This is a genomic window from Arthrobacter sp. Y3221160, from assembly GCF_059092585.1.
Window position 1 is genome coordinate 494,778 of sequence record NZ_JBNHHU010000001.1, and the last position, 16,747, is coordinate 511,524.

The following is a 16,747-nucleotide window of genomic DNA, read 5'->3' on the forward strand; positions in this document are numbered from 1 at the left end:
AGCGCAACGACCAGGAGGAGCTTTGGCCCGGAGCCGTCATGACCGCGAAACCCGGCGCCGCATCGCCCGGATGGAGGCCAAACGCGACCTGCGCCGGCAGCAGGCGGCGCGGCGCAAGCGCGACAACATCATCGCCGTCGCAGCCTTGGCGGCACTGGTAGCCGGCGGCGTGATCGTCCAGATGACCGTGTTCGCCTCGAACCCCACTCCGTCCGAGGTGGAACAGGTCCGCCGAGGCCTCGAAGACCCGCAAGGCGTCGCCTCGCCGCCGCCCTCCGCCAACGCGGCCGGCATCCCGTCGCCGGAGATCGCCGAGGGAAAGGTCTTCAACGGCACCATCGCCACGAACGAGGGCGATATCGGTGTGGAACTGGACGGCAACGTGGCGCCGCAGGCGGCAGCGGTCTTCAGCACCTTGGCCCGGGACGGTTTCTTCGAGGGCAAGAACTGCCACCGGCTCACCACCGCCGCCAGCATGGGCGTGCTGCAGTGCGGTTCCGTGGACGGGGCCGGCGGCGGCGATCCCGCATACCAGTGGGGCCCGGTGGAGAACACCCCCGAAGACGGCGTGTATCCGGCCGGCACAATCGCCGTCGCCCGCGGTGCCGATACCTACAGCAACGGGACGCAGTTCTTCATTGCGTGGAAAGATTCCACCATCCCGCAAGATACCGGCGGCTACACGATTATGGGTAAGGTAACCGAAGGGCTGGACGTCATCGAGCAGATCGCGGCCGGAGGCGTCGAGGATGCCGACAGCCAGGACGGCCCGCCTAAGATACCGGTAACAATAGAGTCGTTCACCCTCCAGTGAGCACCCCACCACGATGGTGCCGCTGAATACGCGGCCCCAGGCACAAGCGAAAGAGTTCTAGCGGTGACACCCAGTCAGCAATCCGACGAAGCAGCCCAGACCGCCGAGACCGAACAAGCCGCAAACGGTTTGGCAGCGGAACAGGTTCCGACCGACCAAACGGCAAACGGCTCGGCAGCCGGCCAGCCGCCTGCCGCAGAGGCGGCACCCGCTGAGCTGGCAACCGAGGACGAGGCCCAGGCCGCGCCCTCCCCCAGTGCCCCGATGCCGGCAGGCAAACCGGCCCCGAAGCCCGCCCCGGGCCGCAAGCCCACGCCTGCGGCCATGCCGGGAAAGATTGCTGCCGCTGCCCCCGCACAGCACGTCATCCCTGTTCCGGCGGTCGCCTCCACACCGCTGTCCGAGGCGTCCAAATGGGCCCGCGTCACCGACGACGGCCACGTCTTCCTGCTGGTCGACGGGCAGGAGCATCCGGTCGGACAGTACCCGGACGCCAGCAAGGACGAGGCGCTGGCCTACTTCGTGCGCAAGTATGACGATGTGGCGGCCCAGGCTGCCCTGCTGGAACAGCGGGTCGAAGCCAAGGCTCCCTCCAACGACATGCACAAGACCCTTGAGCATCTGAAGGCCCAGGTGGCCGAGCGGCACATGGTGGGCGACGTGCCCGCGCTCGAGTCCCGGCTGGCGAAACTTGGCTCAGCCATCAGCGAACTGCAGAAGGCCGAGAAGGCAAACCAGGAAGCCCAGCGAGCCGCAGAACTGGCGGCCCGCGAAGCCATCGTCGCCGAAGCCGAGGAGATCGCCGGCAAGGACCCGTCGTCGGTGCAGTGGAAAACCAGCAGCGCCCGCATGAACGAACTCTTCGACGCGTGGAAGGCCGCCCAGAAGAACGGCATCCGGCTGGGCCGCAGCACCGAGGACGCACTGTGGAAACGGTTCCGCTCGGCACGGACGGTCTTTGATCGGCACCGCCGCGCGTTCTTCAGCCAACTGGACAGCGACAACGCCGCGGCAAAGGCCGCCAAGGAAGCCCTGATCGCCCGGGCCGAAGAGCTTTCCACCTCCACGGACTGGGGCCACACCGCGGCCGAGTACCGGAAGCTGATGGACGATTGGAAGGCATCCAAGCGCGCCAGCCGCAAGGACGACGACGCGCTCTGGGCCAGGTTCCGGGCGGCGCAGGACAAGTTCTTCGCGGCACGCCAGGCCGCCAACGAGGCAATCGACCAGGAGTTCGCCGCCAACCTGGTGGTCAAGGAAGCGCTGGTCGCCGAGGCGCAGGCGCTGCTGCCAGTGACCGACCTGTCCGCAGCCAAGAAGGCCCTGCAGTCCATCCGTGATCGTTGGGAGGAAGCCGGCAAGGTTCCGCGCGGCGACATGCAGCGGATCGATGCCGGCCTGCGCAAGGTCGAGGATGCGGTCAAGGCCGCGGAGGACGATCACTGGCGCCGGACGAATCCGGAGACCAAGGCCCGCACCAACAGTGCCCTGTCCCAGCTCGAGTCGGCCATCGCCGGGCTCGAGGATGACCTGGTTCAGGCCGAAAAGGCCGGCGACCAGCGGCGGATCGCCAAGGCCCGGGAGGCCTTGGAGGCCCGCCGCCAGTGGCTCGACACGCTGCAGCGCTCAGCGGAGGACTTCTCCTAGAGGACTAAGCCCTACACAACCCGAGGGCCCCCGAACGGCTTTCCACAAGGCGTTCGGGGCCCTTCGGCTGTCCCGGCCCGTTTGGCATGCTGTCTGCATGGCCCGTCTACATCCCGCCGCCACGGCGGCTGAACGTACCGCCCAGCCCGCGCCGGCGGTACTGCGGCCGGGGCATCCGTTCAGCCGCAGCGAACTTGAGTGCATGCGCTTGGAGGGCCTGTTAGTCAACGTCTACGGTCCGGGGTTTGCCTTGCCATGGGAGCCGATCACGCCCCGACACCGGGCGGCAGCCGCGTACTTCAGCCTGCCTGGGCATGTCCGCCGGAAAGTGGTGCTGGGGAGGATGACGGCGGCATGGGTCTACGGCTGCGCGCCGGCCCCGCAGAAACTCTCGGTGCTGCTGGACCACCGGCACAGGACCACGTCGCAGGGCCGGTACCGCCTTGCCCTGATCCACGAAGTGACACTGGGCCCCCTGGATACCGTGACCATCGGCGGGGTCCCGGTCAGCACGCCGCTGAGGACCGCACTGGACGTGGCCCTGCACGTTCCGGACCAAGAGGCCATCCCCGTGTTGCGGGCGCTGGCCGGGGCCAGCGGGCTCGACTGCCCGCTGGACGCCGTCCGGCAGGCGGTCGAGGCGAGGCCGAGGCTGCCGGGCAAGGCCCGGGCCCTGCAGCGCCTGGACTCGGCGACGGGTACGGCCTGACGGCGGGAACGTTCCTGCGGGGCGGCCGCGGAGTGGCGTTTCCCCGCGGGCGGGCGGATCAGCGGCGCTGGGACCCCGAGGTGCGGTACACGTCGTAGACGCCGTCGATGCGCCGGACCGCGCTGAGCACATGACTGAGGTACTTCGGGTCGCCCATCTCAAAGGAGAACCGCGAGATCGCGAGCCGGTCGCTCGAGGTATGCACCGTGGCGGAGAGGATATTGACATGGTTCTCGGCGAGCACCCGGGTGACATCGGAGAGCAGGCTCTTGCGGTCCAGCGCCTCGACCTGGATCTCCACCAGGAACACGCTGGACTGGGTGGGCGCCCAGGCGACATCGACGATCCGGTCGGGGCTTTCGCGCAGCTCCGCCACGTTGCGGCAGTCGGATCGGTGCACCGACACCCCCGAGCCCCGGGTGACGAATCCGATGATGGGATCCGGCGGGACCGGGGTACAGCACCGGGCCAGCTTGACCCAGACGTCGCCGACCCCCACGACGGTGACGCCGGAGTCCGGATGCTTCGGCCGCCTGACTGTCGTCGGGAGCGACGGCTCGGCCTCCTCGACCGCCTCGCGTCCGCCGAGCAGGCCGACCAAGTGCTCGATCACGTTCTGGGCGGACGTATGGCCGTCGCCCACGGCGGCGTACAGCGCCGACACGTCGGCGTGGTGAAGTTCCTGCGCCACTGACATCAACGCGTCGTGCGTCATCATCTTCTGCAGCGGCAAGTTCTGCTTCCGCATGGCGCGGGTGAGCTGGTCCTTGCCCTTTTCGATCGCCTCTTCGCGGCGCTCCTTGGTGAACCATTGGCGGATCTTGTTCCGTGCCCGCGGGCTCTTGACGAAGCCCTGCCAGTCCTGGCTGGGACCGGCGCCCTCCGCCTTGGAGGTGAAGATCTCCACCCAGTCGCCGTGGCTGAGTTCGCTGTTCAGCGGGACCAGCTTGCCGTTGACCCGGGCACCGATGGTGCGGTGGCCGACCTCGGTATGCACGGCATAGGCAAAGTCCACCGGCGTTGATCCTGCCGGCAGCGCCATGACTTCGCCCTTGGGCGTGAAGACGAAGACTTCCTTGGCGTTGATTTCGAACCGGAGGGAGTCCAGGAATTCGGCGGGGTCGCTGGTCTCCTGCTGCCAGTCGACCAGGCTGCGCAGCCAGCCCATGTCACCGCCGTCGGCCGTCCCGCCGCGGGCAATGTCCTTGTACTTCCAGTGGGCCGCGACGCCGTACTCGGCGCGGCGGTGCATCTCGTGGGTGCGGATCTGGATTTCCACCGGCTTGCCGCCCGGGCCGATTACCGTGGTGTGCAGCGACTGGTACATGTTGAACTTGGGCATGGCGATGTAGTCTTTGAACCGGCCGGGCAGCGGGTTCCAGCGCGCATGCAGGGCACCGAGTGCCGCGTAGCAGTCGCGGACCGTATCCACCAGTACCCGGATGCCCATCAGGTCGTGGATGTCGTCGAAGTCCTTACCCCGCACGATCATCTTCTGGTAGATGGAGTAGTAGTGCTTGGGCCGGCCGGTAATCGTGGCCTTGATCTTCACGGCGCGCAGGTCGTCGCCGATCTTGGTGCGCAGCGTCGTCAGGTACTTCTCCCGTTCGGGGGTGCGCTCCCCCACCATCCGCACGATCTCTTCGTAGACCTTCGGGTGCAGGGCCGCGAAGGAGAGATCTTCAAGCTCCCACTTGATGGTGTTCATGCCCAGCCGGTGCGCCAACGGGGCGAAGATCTCCAGGGTTTCGCGCGCCTTCTTCGCCGACGACTCCGGCGAGACAAAGCGCCAGGTCCGGGCGTTGTGCAACCGGTCGGCCAGCTTGATCACCAGGACGCGGATGTCCTTGGCCATCGCCACGACCATCTTGCGCACGGTCTCGGACTGGGCCGCGTCGCCGAACTGCACCTTGTCCAGCTTGGTGACGCCGTCCACCAGCATCGCGATTTCCGGACCGAACTCCGCCTTCAGGTCGGCGAGCGTGTACTCGGTGTCTTCGACCGTGTCGTGCAGCAGGGCGGCGGCCAGCGTCGTGCCCGTCATGCCCAGTTCCGCGAGGATCGTGGCCACAGCCACCGGGTGGGTGATGTACGGGTCGCCGCTCTTGCGTTTCTGCCCGCGGTGGCTGCGCTCGGCCACCACGAAGGCGCGGTGGATCAGGTCGAAGTCCTCGCGCGGGTTGTTGGCCCGGACGGTGCGCAGCAGCGGCTCCAGGATGGGCGAGTAGCTGGTCCCGCCCCGGCCGGCCAGCCGGGCAAGCCGGGACATCGTCCGTTCCCGGCGCCCCGGGAAGGCATGGCGGACCGGTGCGTTGCCCGGGACTTCGGCGGCTGCGGGCACCACAGAAGGACCAGGATCCGGTGTCACACCGGCGTCACTGGCCTGGTCTGTCGACCTGAGGTGTTCGGCCAATCCTTCCCGCCTTCCCGATGAGTCCTGGAACCGACGCTACAGCCCGCAAGGCAGCGGCGCACAGCCCAGCACTGTTCCGCAAACCATTCTATGCTCGTCCGGCGGCCCGGTCGTTCCGGTACGGCATCACCCGACGGGGGCGGCCTCGGTGCGGCGCCGTTCTTCCACCTTCTTGGCCTGCTTGAGCAGCGCCGGTTCCTTGGCCCGGAGCCGCGCATACATCGGCGCCGCAATGAAGATTGTGGTGGCGGTGCCGATGATGATGCCGATGAACAGTGCCAGGGACACGTCCTTCAACGTGCCGGCGCCGAGCAGGAACGCGCCGATGAACAAGATGGCGGCGACCGGCAGGACGGCGACCACCGAGGTGTTGATGGACCGGACCAGAGTCTGGTTCACGGCGAGATTGACCTCCTCCGCGAAGGTCCTCCTGGTGGACTTGTCCAGGTCTTCCGTGTTCTCGCGGATTTTGTCGAAGACCACCACCGTGTCGTACAGCGAGTACCCCAAAATGGTCAGGAAGCCGATGATCGCCGAGGGCGTCACCTCGAAGTCGCTCAGCGAATAGATGCCGGCGGTCACGATGAGCACCACCACCAGGCCGCTGAGCGCGGCGACGGACATCTTCCAGGTCCGGAAGTACAGCGCCATCATGATCGCCGCCAGCACAACGAACACCACCAGGCCCCAGATCGCCTGCCGGGTCACGTCGGCACCCCAGGTGGGACCGACATACGAGGACGTCACCTCGTCTGACTCGACGTCGTAGGCTTCGACGAGGGCGTCGCGCAGTTCCAGGGTCTGGTCGTCGTCCAGGCGCTCGGTCTGGATCCGCATGGTCCCCGGGGCGATGTTCGTCACCCGGGGATCGGCATCCGCCGCGACTTGGGCCACGGCCGCCTCGCCGGGGCCGACGTCGGTGTTTTCCACGTTGGACACGGTGAACTCGGAGCCGCCGCGGAAGTCGATGCCCAGGTTGAACCCGCCCTTGACGAACGGCACCACGATGGACAGGAGGATCGCGGCGGCGGCAATGCCGAACCAGAGCCTGTACTTGGAGACAAAGTCGTAGGAGCGCTTGCCGGTGTAGAGATCGTTGCCCCACTTAGCAAAGTTGGCCATTTAGTTGCTCTCCTTGTCGGACCCGCGGCCCGCGCCGCTGGTGGCGCGCTGCTTCTCGGCCGCCCGGCGTTCGGCGATGGTCTGGCGGCGGTCGGCTTCGGCAGCCGCCGCGGCGTTCTTGGCCCGCACCGGCACCTTGCGTTCGCCGGGCTGGCGGATCCTGCCCGCCCCGCGGTACAGCGGCACCGCGTCCAGCAGGCGCGGATCCAGGCCGGAGAAGCGGTGGCCCTCGCCGAAGAACTTGGTGCGTGCCAGCAGCTGCATGGTCGGGTGCGTGAACATGAAGACCACCAGGAGGTCGGCCACCGCGGTCAGGCCCAGCGTGAAGGCAAAACCGCGCACGTTGCCCACCGCCACGAAGTAGAGCACGACGGCGGCCAGCAGGTTGACCGCCTTGGAAGCCAGCACGGTTTGCCGTGCGCGCTTCCAGCCGTTGTCCACGGCCGAGACCAGGCCCCGGCCCTCGCGCAGTTCGTCGCGGATGCGTTCGAAGTAGACGATGAACGAGTCGGCGGTCTGGCCGATCGCCACGATCAGGCCGGCGACCCCGGCCAACGACAGCCGGTAGTTTTCGGTCCAGCCCAGGATGGCAATCGCCAGATAGGTCATGAGGCCGGCCACCACCAGCGACGCGATGGTCACGAGGCCGAGCATGCGGTACTGGAAGATCGAGTAGGCGGCGACCAGCACCAGGCCGATGAGTCCGGCGATCAGGCCCATTCGCAACTGGTCGGCGCCCAGCGTGGCGGAAATCTGCTGCTCGCTCTGGATCTCGAAGCTGATCGGCAGCGCGCCGTACTTCAGCTGCTCGGAGAGGACACGGGCCGATTCTTCCGTGAAGTTGCCGGTGATCTGCGGCTTGCCGTCGGGGATGACCGCGTTGGTCGTGGGAGCGGAAATCACCTCGCCGTCCAGCACGATGGCGAACTGGTTCTGGGCGCCGGAGAGCCCGAACAGCCGTTCGGTCACTTCCTTGAAGGTTGCGGTTCCCTCGCTGTTGAACTCGATGTTCACCGCCCACTGGTTCAGCGTCTGTCCCTGGGTGCCGCGCACCTGGCCAAAGCTGGAGTCGGCGATGTCGGTGCCGGGCACCTCCACCGGGCCCAGGATGTACTTCATGCCGGTATCCGGTTCGCAGGCGACCGTCGGCTTGGCCGGGTCGGCCGGCTCGGTCTCCTCTGCGGCCGCGGCCGGGTCAAGGCACTCCAGCGCCTCGAACTCCTGGTAGAGCTCCGGGGTGATCCAGTTCAGGTCGCTGGCGTTCTTCGGTTCGGCCGCCGGTTTCGGAAGGTCCGCTTCGGGCGTCCGCTCCTCCTCCGGAACGGCGGAACCCGGTGCAACGGTGAGCACCGGGCGGAATTCCATGGCGGCTGACGCCTGGATCAGTTCGCGGGTCCGCTGGTCCGGGACACCGGGCAGGCTGACCACCACGTTGCGGCCGGACTGCGTGGTGATCTCGGCCTCCGCCACGCCGGAGCCGTCGACGCGCTGGCGGATGATCTCCACGGCCTGGTTGAGCTGCTCGGCGGTGATCTCGCCTCCGCCGCCCTGGACCTGCGGAGCCAGGATCATCTGGGTGCCGCCCTCAAGGTCGAGCGCCAGCTTGGGCGCCCAGCTTGCCTGGCCGGTGAATACACCGCTGCCCAGGATGACGGTGCCGGCGGCCAGGAGCACACCGAGCCAGATAAGTGTCCGCCGCGCAATGCTGGTGGAACCGGATCGTGCCATGGAAGATCTTTCTCTCATCGGCTCAGTCGGCCGGAGGAACCGGCCGGTACATGGCGAAGTGGCGGGGCATGCCCCGCCACTGCACGCCTATACGGCTAAGCCGTCGCTGGCCTACTTGGTGTCTTTGTTCTGCTCTTCGTTGAGCCGCTTAAGGGTGTCCTCGGCGGATTCCTCCGGGCGGGTAGCGCTTTCCGCGGTGAGGGACGAGGCGTCGTCAGGAACCTCGGGGGCCTCCGGCGTGACGACTTCGTTCACAGCCTGGGTGTGCACGGTGGCGGTGTTGCCCGGCGACAGTTCAAGGACCACCTTGTTGTTGTCAGGGTCGAGGGAAACGACGGTGCCGAAGAGGCCGAACTGAGTCATCACCTCGGTACCCGGCACCATCTGCTCCTTGATGCGCTCGGCCTTTTCGCGCATCTGCGCCTGGACCTTCTTTTGCTTGCGGAACATGAAGAAGATCAACAGCGCGAAAACGGCGAACAGGGCGATGGTCATCACGTCGATGCCGCCCGACTGCTGCTGGGGAGTGGTGCCGGTGAAGAGATTTACGAACACAGGGAAGTTCCGTCCTAGAAGTCTGGAGCGGACCGGTAGGAAAATCCGGACCGTGTACGCAGCCTGCCGCGTCCCGTGGGGGACGGCGCACTCCGCACGTTCCTACCATTCTACGCGGTGACCGCCCTGACACGGTCAAGCTTCAGTTTTCGGCGAAATCCGTGTCCGGCTCCAGCAGTTCCGAGAGCAGGTCTTCGGTCTGTCCCGCGGCCAGGTGATCCGGCACCGCCAGCCCCAGGTGTTGCCAGGCCGCGGCGGTGGCGATCCGTCCGCGCGGCGTCCGGCCGAGCAGCCCTTCGCGGACCAAGTAGGGCTCGGCCACCGTCTCCACCGTCTCGGTTTCCTCGCCGACGGCTATGGCCAGGGTGGATAAACCGACGGGCCCACCGCCGAACTTGGTGATCAGGGCGGTCAGCACCGCACGGTCCAGCCGGTCCAGTCCCCGTTCGTCGACTTCGTACATATCGAGCGCCGCCGCTGCCGCACGCGCATCGATCTCCTCGATCTTGTGCACAAGGGCCCAGTCCCGCACCCGGCGCAGCAGACGGTTGGCGATGCGGGGCGTGCCGCGGGAGCGCCCGGCGATCTCGGCGAAACCGGCCGAACTGACCTTGAGGTCCAGCAGCATGGCCGAGCGGCGGAGCACCAGCTCAAGCTCCGCGACGGCGTAGAACTCCAAGTGCCCGGTGAAGCCGAACCGGTCGCGCAGCGGCCCCGGCAGCAGCCCGGCCCTCGTCGTGGCCCCGACGAGGGTGAACGGCGGCAGGTCGAGCGGGATGGCGGTGGCGCCGGCGCCCTTGCCCACCACGATGTCCACCCGGAAGTCCTCCATCGCCATGTAGAGCATTTCCTCCGCCGGCCGCGACATCCGGTGGATCTCATCCAGGAAGAAGATCTCCCCTTCGGTCAGCGACGACAGGATCGCCGCCAGGTCGCCCGCGTGCTGGATCGCCGGTCCGGAGCTGATGCGCAGCGGCGCGTTCATTTCCGCGGCGATGATCATGGCCAGCGTGGTCTTGCCCAGTCCGGGCGGGCCGGACAGCAGGACATGGTCGGCTGTCCGTTCGCGGATCCGGGACGCCTCCAGCACCAGCGACAGCTGCTGGCGGACCCGGGCCTGGCCCACGAAATCGTCCAGGTTCTTGGGGCGCAGCGCCGATTCGATCGCCCGTTCTTCGGTTTCCGACGTGTTGGCGACCAGCCGGTTGTTCTCGGAATCCTCCGCCACGCTAGTTCACTCCCGCGGTCCGCCGGGACGCGCCGGTCCGGGCGCCGTCCTGGCCGAGCCTGCGCAGGGTTAGCCGCAGCAAGTCGCCCACGTTACCTGCCGCTGCCGCCTCCGGATTTTCCTCGGCGGTGGTGTCCACCGCCGCGGCGGCGTCCTTCTCGGACCAGCCCAGGCCGGCCAGGGCCTCCTGCACCTGTCCCTTCCAGCCGCCCTTCTGCTGGGGGGCCTGCTCGCCGGTGGGGATCAGCTTCCCGGCCAGCTCGAGCACGATCCGGCCGGCGAGCTTCGGCCCGATACCCGGAACCTTGGTGAACGCCTTGCTGTCCCCCTCCGCGGCGGCAACCCTCAGCGCCTCGGGCGAGTGCACCGACAGCGCCGCCAGGCCCAGCCTCGGGCCGACCCCGCTGACCGAGATGAGGGTTTCAAAAACTTCCCGTTGCGCTGCGTCCTCGAAGCCGAACAGCGTCATGGAGTCTTCGCGCACAATCATGGTGGTGGCCAGTTCGGCCTCCCGCCCCACGAACAGCGTGCCCAAGGTCTGCGGCGTCGCCTGGACGAGCATGCCGAATCCGTTGACGTCGATCACGGCCGATTGCAATCCCACGTGGGCGACGACGCCGCGCAACGAGCTAATCATGAACTCAACTCCCAATTCCGGCACTGCGGCCCGGAGTCCGCCCCGCCGGCAGCACGGCGGCGGATTGTCCGAACATATCTACGAATAGCTTACGGGGCAGCACGGACATTGCCGGCCACCGCCACACCGTGGCACCGGTTCCGGCGGCCGCCGCCGGCCCCACGTCAGCGGCGGGTGCGCTTGGCCTTCGCTTCGGCCTCCGCCCAGAGCCGCTGCGCCGTCGTCATCCCGCCGCCGGCAGCCGGTCTCGCAGCTCCGCCGCGCCAGGCATGGGTGATGGCCAGCGCCAGGGCGTCCGCGGCATCGGCCGGCCGCGGCGGGGTGTCCAGCCGAAGGATCCGGGTCACCATCTTGGTCACGGCGGCTTTGTCCGCCTGCCCGTTGCCGGTGACCGCCGCTTTCACCTCGGTGGGCGTGTGCAGCGCGACGGCGATCCCGCGGCGTGCTGCCGCCGCGATGACCACCCCGGATGCCTGCGCGGTGCCCATCACGGTACTGACATTGGTCTGGCTGAAGACGCGTTCGACGGCGAGCACGTCCGGGGTGTGCGCGTCGAGCCATTCGTCGATCGCGTCGGCAATCTTCAGCAGGCGCAGCTCCAGCGCCATGTCCGGGGTGGTCCCCACCACACCGACGTCCACAAGGGAGGAGCGCCGGTTCGGTTCAACATCGACCACGCCCAGGCCGCAGCGGGTCAGGCCCGGGTCCACTCCCAGCACGCGCATGACGGGCGCCGACGGCCGGACCGGTGTCAGTCGTTCTCGATTTCGGCGAGGACGTCCGCGCTGATGTCGGCGTTGGAGTAGACGTTCTGGACGTCGTCCAGGTCCTCGAGGGCATCCACCAGCTTCATGAACTTCCGGGCCGCGTCCGCGTCGAGCTCCACGGCCATCGAGGACACGAACTCGATCTCGTCGGTTTCGTATTCGATGCCGGCTTCTTCCAGTGCGGCCACGACGGCGCGCAGGTCCGTGGGATCGGCGTGGACCTCGAAGTTGTCGCCCTGCTCCTTGACTTCCTCCGCGCCGGCTTCGAGCACCGCCATCAGAAGGTCGTCTTCCGTGAGTTCGTTCCTGGGCAGGGACACCACGCCCTTGCGGGAGAACATGTAGGACACCGACCCCGGGTCGGCAATGGTGCCGCCGTTGCGGGTGATGGCCAGGCGAACCTCCGAGGCGGCCCGGTTCTTGTTGTCGGTGAGGCACTCGATCAGCACAGCGGAGCCCTGCGGCCCGCGGGCCTCGTAGATGATTTCGCTGTAGTCCACCGTTTCGCCGGTCAGGCCGGCACCGCGCTTGACCGCGCGGTCGATGTTGTCGTTAGGAACCGAGGTCTTCTTGGCCTTTTGGACGGCCAGTTCCAGCGCGGGGTTGCCGGACATGTCCGCTCCCCCGTTGCGCGCCGCTACCTCAATGTTCTTGATCAGCTTCGCGAACGACTTGGCACGCCTGGCGTCGATCACGGCCTTCTTGTGCTTGGTGGTTGCCCACTTGGAGTGTCCGGCCATGCTTACGCCTCTCCTCTGACGATGCGGATGAAAAGTTCGTGGATGCGGCGCTCCCCCGTAATCTCCGGGTGGAAGGATGTCGCCAGCAGATGCCGCGAACGCACTGCCACTATTCTAGCTGTCCCGTGCAAAGTGTCGGTGTGGGAGGCCTCCTCCGGCTGAACGGCAGCCAGGACCTCCACGCCCTTGCCCACGCGTTCCACCCAGGGCGCACGGATGAACACGGCGTGGACCGGCGCCGGGTCCTGGCCGGGAGACGCCGCGCTGAACTCCAGGCCCCGGAAGTCCAGGTCGGACTCGAACGATTCGCGCTGCCGGCCGAAGGCGTTCCGCCGCACCGTTATATCCAGGCCGCCCAGCGTCTGCTGCGGTTCGCCCTTCAGGTCGGTGGCCGGGTCTGCAATCTCCCGGGCCAGCATGATCATGCCCGCGCAAGAACCGTAGACCGGCATGCCCGCCTCGATCCGCCCCTTCAGCGGGTCGGCCAGCTCAAAGATGCGGGTGAGCTTGTCGATCGTCGTGGATTCACCGCCGGGGATCACCAGGCCGTCCACGGCCGCCAGTTCCGCCGGCCGCCGCACCGGCACCGCCGTGGCGCCGCTGTGCTCCAGGACGGATAGATGTTCGCGGACATCGCCCTGCAGGGCAAGCACACCAATCGTGACCACGGTGACGGTTCCTCGGAGTTCGCATCGGGGCCGCCTCAGTGGCGGCCGTACGGAAAAACAGTAGTGCCAACCGGTCCGGCGGTGTTAAACGGTGCCCCCCCCTCCCCTGTGGTGACCGACACTGTTCGGCCCGGGCCGACGGCGCCGGGGCACGGCGGCTTGTATAGTCTCTACTCATGCGACACCTCCTTGCGACCGTTGCCGGAAAGGCCGTAAAGGCGGTAGCCAGGCTCCGCGGCGGCGGTTCCGCACTGCCCGGCCTGGTGGCCGAAAAAATCGATCCGCAGTTCCTGCCGCGCACGCTCGGCGAGCTGCCGCGCGGCGTCGTGGTGATCAGCGGGACGAACGGCAAAACCACTACCACCAAGATGGTGGTGGAGCTGCTGCAGGGGCAGGGCCTGAAGGTGTTCACGAACCGGACGGGCAGCAACTTCACCCGCGGCGTGGTCGCTGCCGTGCTGGGCGACTCCGACGCCCGGGGCCGGCTTGACGCGGACATTGCCGTGTTGGAGCTGGACGAGGCCCACGCGGTTCACTTCGTCAAACTGGTGGCCCCGCGCTACAGCCTGCTGCTCAACGTCATGCGCGACCAGCTGGACCGCTTTGGCGAAATCGAAACGACCGCGGGTTTCCTCCGGCAGATCGCCGCGGCGACGACCGAGGCAGTGGTACTGAACCGGGAAGACCCGCGCATCGCGGCGCTGGCGGGCGCCGTGGCCGCGCCCCGGGTCGAATACTTCGGCCTGGCGCCGCAGCTGCGCCACATGTTCCCGCACGACGACGAGATGCGGTCCGCCGCCTCAGCCGACCCATCCGGCGCCACCGCCGCCGACGCCGGCCGGCCGAGCGCCGACGTCGTGCTTTCGGCCTGCGAAGGGGCCGCCGCAACCTTCCAGCTGGACGGCCGCGAGCTCGAGGTCGAGCTGAAGCTGACCGGCGTCTACAACGTGTTCAACGCCGCCGCGGCGTTGGTGCTGGCGCGGACCGTGTTGGGCCCCGCGGTGGACGAGCCGGAGCTGCTGGCGTCGCTGGAGAACGTGACGCCGGCCTTCGGCCGCGGCGAATCGCTGACCGTCAACGGCCAGCCGCTGGACCTGGTGCTGGTGAAGAACCCAGCCGGCTTCCGGCTGGCATTGAAGTCCTTCCCCGCCGCCGGCTACCGGACCATGATCGCCATTAACGACAACTACGCGGACGGGCGGGACATGTCCTGGCTGTGGGACGTCGACTTCGATTCGCTGCGGGACACCGGCGTGGCCGAGGTCTCCGGGGTCCGGGCACGCGACATGGGGCTGCGCCTCTTCTACGAGGACGTTCCGGTGGACCGGGTGGACACCGACCTCAATGCCTCGCTGCAGCGGTTCATTGCGGGCGGTCCGGAGACGCCGAAGCGCATCTACTGCACCTACACCGCCATGCTGGCGCTGCGCCGCGAGCTCGGCAAACTGACCGAAGTGGAAGTGGTCTCCTGATGGACGCTCCTGTTATCGACCTGCTCCAGCTCTACCCGCGGGACATGAACATCTACGGCGACTGGGGGAATGTCCTGGTGCTGCGCAAGCGCCTGGAGCTGCGCGGATACGACGTCCGGCTGCACGAGTACAACCCCGGCGACGCGTTCCCCGAGCAGGTGGACCTGATCGTGGGCGGCGGCGGCCAGGACTCCGGCCAGAACAAGATCCAGGCCGACCTGCTGGCCCAGGGCGGCCGGCTGCGGGAGCTGGCCGAGGACGGCCTGCCGATGCTGGCGGTCTGCGGCCTCTACCAGCTGTTCGGCCACCGGTTCACCACCCACACCGGCGAGGTCATCACCGGCATCGGGCTGCTCGATGCCGAAACCGTGGGCGGGCCCACCCGGTTGATCGGCAACACCGTGCTCGAAAGCGGCGAGTTCGGCACGGTTATCGGGTACGAGAACCACAGCGGACTGACCACCCTCGGCAGCGATGTCCGGCCGTTGGGACGGGTCACCAAGGGCCAGGGCAACAACGGCACCGACGGCACTGAGGGAGCCCGCTACCGGAACGTCATTGCCACCTACCTGCACGGTTCCCTGCTGCCCAAGAACCCGGCCGTGGCCGACTACCTGATCCGCCACGCCGTCGAGCGGCGCTACGGCAGCTTCAACGACGTGCCGCTGGACATTCCGCATGAGGCCGAAGCCCGCGCCGACGCGGCCGCCCGTCCGCGCTGACGCCGGCGGACGCTGACGCTTGGCAGCCACTGACGCCAGGCCGTCGCTAAGCCAGTCCGGGCGACGGCCCGCGGCGTCAATCGCCGCTGAGCAGCCACTCGCGGGCGACGTCCGTCGGGGCTCCCATGGACTCGACGGTCGCCTTGGTCCGTAGCCGGCTGGCCGCGTCCGCCTGTTCGGACACGCACCAGTCCCCGGACTTCGCGGCTGCCGCCAGCGCATCCGCTGCCACCGGGCACCAGCGGTGCCCGGGTCCGTCGAACGTGGCCGGCAGCCAGTCCAGCCCCGCCACCTCCCAGGCGCCGTCGTCGCCGGCCTGGCTGAACCTGGCCCGAACCATCAACCCCTCGGTGTTGAGGATGTTCGGGGTTGCATGCGCGGCGAGGGTGTTGCCCAGCCCGTAGACGATCCAGGTGCCGTCGTAGCGCTCAATCGGCTGGACGGAGTGGCTGTGGTGCCCGTACACCAAGGAGAACTCGCCGCTGTCGGCCAACGCGTGGGCAACCTCCTGCTGTTGCGGGCTGGCGTAGGCGGTGTATTCGTCCCCGGCATGCACCGCTCCCAAGACGATGTCCGCGCCCTGCGCCCGGGCCTTCCTGGCCTTGGCGATCATCGCCGGGGGATCCAGCACGTCCACCTGCCAGGGCCGGTCCGGCTCCAGCCCGTTCAGCGAGAAGGTGCCGGTGATAACCGCGATCCGCGCGGCCGGGGTGTCCAGGACCAGTACCTCCTCGGCCTCGGCCGCGCTGGCGTAGGTGCCGGTGTGTGCCAGGCCGCGCGCGTCCAGCGCCTGCAGGGTCCGTTCCAGGCCGGCGGTGCCGTGGTCGAACGCGTGGTTGCTGGCGGTGGTGCAGGCGTCGTAGCCCAGGGCGGCGGCGGCGTCGAGGATCTGCGGCGGCGCGTTAAACGCCGGGTAGCCGGAGTACGGTCCGTCGTCACCGGCCAACGGGGTTTCCAGCTGGCAGACGGCGAGGTCGGCGGTGTCCAGGTATTGCTCCTGGGCCGCCAACATCGGCTCGAAGTCCAAGGTTCCTTTCCCGGTCCGCCGGGCGTCGGCGGCCGCCTGCTCCCAGAGCGGCTCGTGCAGCAGCAGGTCGCCGGTGAGGGCCAGGGTGGCGCAGCGGATTCCCGGGCACGCCGGGCCCGCGCCGGCCGTCGCCGCCGTCTCCGGGGCGGGCTCCGGTGCGGAGGTCGACGGCGGCGCCTCCCCCGCGCCGCCGCTCCCCGGTGGGCCGGATCCGGAGGGCGCAGCCGCCGGCTTAGTCGCGGCCGGCGCGGTGCCGGGCGGTCCGGCGGCCTCCGGCCCCGGGCCGCAGCCGGCCAGCAGCAGGGCCGCGATGGCCAACGCCGCCGCCGGTGCGGGAGTCCGCGCCACCGCTGCCCGGTGTATGCATCGGCCCGCTTCCCGCACCGGGGAACCGGCCGGCCCGTCGGGCGGCTGCCTGTTCATGCCGCCAGTGTAAGTCCGGCTGTGCCCTGCACCACGGCGGCGCGGCGGCGTGCCCCCGGCAGGGACGGCGGGGAC

15 protein-coding genes are annotated in these 16,747 nt (G+C 68.4%); 5 read left to right on the forward strand and 10 right to left on the reverse strand.

The window, feature by feature from the left end:
- Positions 1 to 22 precede the first annotated feature (22 nt).
- The 3 genes from AC5RWG_RS02300 (at position 23) to AC5RWG_RS02310 (ending at position 3,170) form a co-directional block, all read left to right on the forward strand.
- Entirely contained in the window at positions 23 to 814 is a 792-nt protein-coding gene (locus AC5RWG_RS02300; RefSeq protein WP_494166347.1) for a peptidylprolyl isomerase, read from the forward strand.
- Positions 815 to 877: 63 nt separating this feature from the next.
- Complete coding sequence (locus AC5RWG_RS02305; RefSeq protein ID WP_494166348.1) at positions 878 to 2,461, forward strand: DUF349 domain-containing protein; 1,584 nt, start codon at positions 878 to 880, stop codon at positions 2,459 to 2,461.
- Positions 2,462 to 2,558: 97 nt separating this feature from the next.
- The gene (locus tag AC5RWG_RS02310; RefSeq protein ID WP_494166349.1) at positions 2,559 to 3,170 is read left to right on the forward strand and encodes a type IV toxin-antitoxin system AbiEi family antitoxin; all 612 of its coding nucleotides are present in this window, start codon (positions 2,559 to 2,561) and stop codon (positions 3,168 to 3,170) included.
- 58 nt (positions 3,171 to 3,228) lie between these two features.
- On the opposite strand, the gene AC5RWG_RS02315 is transcribed toward AC5RWG_RS02310, so the two are convergent.
- From AC5RWG_RS02315 to pdxT, 9 genes are all read right to left on the reverse strand, one after another.
- Positions 3,229 to 5,439: a RelA/SpoT family protein gene (locus AC5RWG_RS02315; RefSeq protein WP_494014064.1), complete on the reverse strand. Its 2,211-nt coding sequence runs from the start codon at positions 5,437 to 5,439 to the stop codon at positions 3,229 to 3,231.
- Between the two features lie 270 nt (positions 5,440 to 5,709).
- Positions 5,710 to 6,705, reverse strand: a complete 996-nt coding sequence (secF, locus tag AC5RWG_RS02320; RefSeq protein WP_494023015.1) for a protein translocase subunit SecF — start codon at positions 6,703 to 6,705, stop codon at positions 5,710 to 5,712.
- The gene (secD, locus tag AC5RWG_RS02325) at positions 6,706 to 8,433 is read right to left on the reverse strand and encodes a protein translocase subunit SecD (RefSeq protein WP_494023014.1); all 1,728 of its coding nucleotides are present in this window, start codon (positions 8,431 to 8,433) and stop codon (positions 6,706 to 6,708) included.
- Between the two features lie 111 nt (positions 8,434 to 8,544).
- Positions 8,545 to 8,988 (reverse strand): preprotein translocase subunit YajC, encoded by a 444-nt coding sequence (gene yajC, locus AC5RWG_RS02330; protein ID WP_494023013.1) that lies wholly within the window; start codon positions 8,986 to 8,988, stop codon positions 8,545 to 8,547.
- Positions 8,989 to 9,130: 142 nt separating this feature from the next.
- Entirely contained in the window at positions 9,131 to 10,216 is a 1,086-nt protein-coding gene (gene ruvB / locus AC5RWG_RS02335; protein ID WP_493987107.1) for a Holliday junction branch migration DNA helicase RuvB, read from the reverse strand.
- 1 nt (position 10,217) lies between these two features.
- Positions 10,218 to 10,853, reverse strand: a complete 636-nt coding sequence (gene ruvA, locus AC5RWG_RS02340) for a Holliday junction branch migration protein RuvA (RefSeq protein WP_494014068.1) — start codon at positions 10,851 to 10,853, stop codon at positions 10,218 to 10,220.
- A gap of 164 nt (positions 10,854 to 11,017) precedes the next feature.
- Positions 11,018 to 11,578, reverse strand: a complete 561-nt coding sequence (gene ruvC, locus AC5RWG_RS02345) for a crossover junction endodeoxyribonuclease RuvC (RefSeq protein WP_493999827.1) — start codon at positions 11,576 to 11,578, stop codon at positions 11,018 to 11,020.
- Positions 11,579 to 11,604: 26 nt separating this feature from the next.
- Entirely contained in the window at positions 11,605 to 12,360 is a 756-nt protein-coding gene (locus AC5RWG_RS02350) for a YebC/PmpR family DNA-binding transcriptional regulator (RefSeq protein WP_493999828.1), read from the reverse strand.
- Positions 12,361 to 12,362: 2 nt separating this feature from the next.
- A complete protein-coding gene (pdxT, locus tag AC5RWG_RS02355) occupies positions 12,363 to 13,028 on the reverse strand; it encodes a pyridoxal 5'-phosphate synthase glutaminase subunit PdxT (protein ID WP_494109286.1) in 666 nt (221 codons plus the stop codon).
- A 176-nt stretch (positions 13,029 to 13,204) separates the two neighbouring features.
- Here pdxT and AC5RWG_RS02360 point away from each other — a divergent pair, with 176 nt between their 5' ends.
- Positions 13,205 to 14,500, forward strand: coding sequence for a MurT ligase domain-containing protein (locus AC5RWG_RS02360; RefSeq protein WP_494166350.1), 1,296 nt, complete (start codon positions 13,205 to 13,207; stop codon positions 14,498 to 14,500).
- Positions 14,500 to 15,222 carry a type 1 glutamine amidotransferase gene (locus tag AC5RWG_RS02365; RefSeq protein ID WP_493999831.1) on the forward strand — a complete coding sequence of 241 codons (723 nt, stop codon included), beginning with the start codon at positions 14,500 to 14,502 and terminating at the stop codon, positions 15,220 to 15,222. The genes AC5RWG_RS02360 and AC5RWG_RS02365 overlap by 1 nt, the downstream gene beginning before the upstream one ends.
- A 76-nt stretch (positions 15,223 to 15,298) precedes the next feature.
- Here the strand turns inward: AC5RWG_RS02365 and AC5RWG_RS02370 are convergent, their stop codons facing one another.
- Positions 15,299 to 16,672 (reverse strand): CapA family protein, encoded by a 1,374-nt coding sequence (locus tag AC5RWG_RS02370; protein WP_494166351.1) that lies wholly within the window; start codon positions 16,670 to 16,672, stop codon positions 15,299 to 15,301.
- Between the last annotated feature and the right edge of the window lie 75 nt (positions 16,673 to 16,747).

Bases quoted from the DNA above. Each gene is read 5' to 3' on its own strand.
- AC5RWG_RS02350 (WP_493999828.1), bottom strand. From the start codon at position 12,360: ATGGCCGGACACTCCAAGTGGGCAACCACCAAGCACAAGAAGGCCGTG.
- ruvA (WP_494014068.1), bottom strand. From the start codon at position 10,853: ATGATTAGCTCGTTGCGCGGCGTCGTCGCCCACGTGGGATTGCAATCG.
- secD (WP_494023014.1), bottom strand. From the start codon at position 8,433: ATGGCACGATCCGGTTCCACCAGCATTGCGCGGCGGACACTTATCTGG.
- ruvC (WP_493999827.1), bottom strand. From the start codon at position 11,578: ATGCGCGTGCTGGGAGTGGACCCGGGCCTGACCCGCTGCGGCCTGGGC.
- AC5RWG_RS02315 (WP_494014064.1), bottom strand. From the start codon at position 5,439: ATGTCCCGGCTTGCCCGGCTGGCCGGCCGGGGCGGGACCAGCTACTCG.
- AC5RWG_RS02365 (WP_493999831.1), top strand. From the start codon at position 14,500: ATGGACGCTCCTGTTATCGACCTGCTCCAGCTCTACCCGCGGGACATG.
- AC5RWG_RS02370 (WP_494166351.1), bottom strand. From the start codon at position 16,672: ATGAACAGGCAGCCGCCCGACGGGCCGGCCGGTTCCCCGGTGCGGGAA.
- AC5RWG_RS02310 (WP_494166349.1), top strand. From the start codon at position 2,559: ATGGCCCGTCTACATCCCGCCGCCACGGCGGCTGAACGTACCGCCCAG.
- secF (WP_494023015.1), bottom strand. From the start codon at position 6,705: ATGGCCAACTTTGCTAAGTGGGGCAACGATCTCTACACCGGCAAGCGC.
- AC5RWG_RS02360 (WP_494166350.1), top strand. From the start codon at position 13,205: ATGCGACACCTCCTTGCGACCGTTGCCGGAAAGGCCGTAAAGGCGGTA.